Consider the following 1,777-nt stretch of genomic DNA (forward strand, 5'->3'; position numbering starts at 1 on the left):
TGCGCAAGGTGCTCATCGCCAACCGTGGCGAAATCGCTGTCCGCGTGGCCCGGGCGTGCCGGGATGCCGGGATCGCGAGCGTTGCCGTCTATGCCGAGCCGGACCGGGACGCTGTGCATGTCCGGGTGGCGGACGAGGCGTTCGCTTTGGGCGGTGACACCCCGGCCACCAGCTATCTGGACATCGCCAAGGTGCTGCAGGCCGCCAGGGACTCCGGAGCGGACGCGGTCCATCCCGGATACGGGTTCCTCTCGGAGAACGCCGAGTTCGCCCAGGCCGTCCTGGACGCCGGCCTGATCTGGATCGGACCGCCGCCGCAGGCGATCCGGGACCTCGGTGACAAGGTCGCCGCCCGGCACATCGCCCAGCGGGCCGGCGCGCCGCTGGTCGCGGGCACCCCCGACCCGGTTGCCGGGGCCGAGGAGGTCGTGGCGTTCGCCCGGGAACACGGCCTGCCGATCGCCATCAAGGCCGCGTTCGGCGGCGGCGGACGCGGCCTGAAGGTCGCCCGCACCCTGGAGGAGGTGCCCGAGCTGTACGACTCGGCGGTCCGCGAGGCCGTCGCCGCGTTCGGCCGCGGCGAGTGCTTCGTCGAGCGCTACCTCGACCGGCCCCGCCACGTGGAGACCCAGTGCCTGGCCGACACCCACGGCAACGTCGTCGTCGTCTCCACCCGTGACTGCTCGCTGCAGCGCCGCCACCAAAAACTCGTCGAGGAAGCCCCCGCCCCGTTCCTGTCCGACGCACAGGTCGAGCAGCTGTACTCCTCCTCCAAGGCGATCCTGCGCGAGGCCGGCTACGTCGGCGCCGGCACCGTGGAATTTTTGGTCGGCGCGGACGGCACGATCTCCTTCCTGGAGGTCAACACCCGGCTGCAGGTCGAGCACCCGGTCACCGAGGAAGTCGCCGGCATCGACCTGGTCCGCGAGATGTTCCGCATCGCCGACGGCGAGGAACTCGGCTACGGCGACCCCGTCCTGCGCGGCCACTCCCTGGAGTTCCGGATCAACGGCGAGGACCCCGGCCGCGGATTCCTGCCCGCCCCCGGCACCGTCACCGCCTTCACCCCGCCCTCGGGCCCCGGCGTCCGCCTGGACGCGGGCGTGGAGTCCGGCAGCGTCATCGGCCCCGCCTGGGACTCCCTGCTCGCCAAACTCATCGTCACCGGCGCCACCCGCGAACAGGCCCTGCAACGCGCCGCCCGCGCACTGCAGGAGTTCACCGTGGAGGGCATGGCCACCGCGCTGCCCTTCCACCGCAAAGTCGTCACCGATCCGGCGTTCGCTCCCGAACTGAGCGGCTCCACCGAGCCGTTCACCGTCCACACCCGGTGGATCGAGACCCAGTTCGTCAACGACATCCCCGCCTTCACCGCTCCCGCCGAGACCGACACCGACGACGAGACGGGCCGCGAGACCGTGGTGGTCGAGGTCGGCGGCAAACGCCTGGAAGTGTCCCTGCCCTCCAGCCTGGGCATGTCCCTGGCCCGCACCGGCCTCGCCGCCGGCGCCCGCCCCAAACGCCGCGCGGCCAAGAAATCCGGCCCCGCCGCCTCCGGCGACACCCTCGCCTCCCCCATGCAGGGCACCATCGTCAAAGTCGCCGTCGAAGAAGGCCAGCAGGTCAACGAAGGCGACCTGATCGTCGTCCTCGAAGCCATGAAAATGGAACAGCCCCTCAACGCCCACCGCTCCGGCACCATCAAAAGCCTCACCGCCGAAATCGGCGCCTCCCTCACCTCCGGCGCCCCCATCTGCGACATCAAGGACTGACCCCG

At 71.2% G+C, this 1,777-nt stretch carries 1 protein-coding gene; it reads left to right on the forward strand.

Features of this window, described 5'->3' with window-relative positions; genetic code table 11:
* Positions 1-1,772, forward strand: a 1,772-nt coding sequence (locus tag AC0ZLC_RS34240; protein WP_476755814.1) for an acetyl/propionyl/methylcrotonyl-CoA carboxylase subunit alpha, incomplete at its 5' end; no start/stop codon positions are given.
* Positions 1,773-1,777 lie beyond the last annotated feature (5 nt).

Source organism: Streptomyces sp. GLSS-08 (assembly GCF_056387915.1).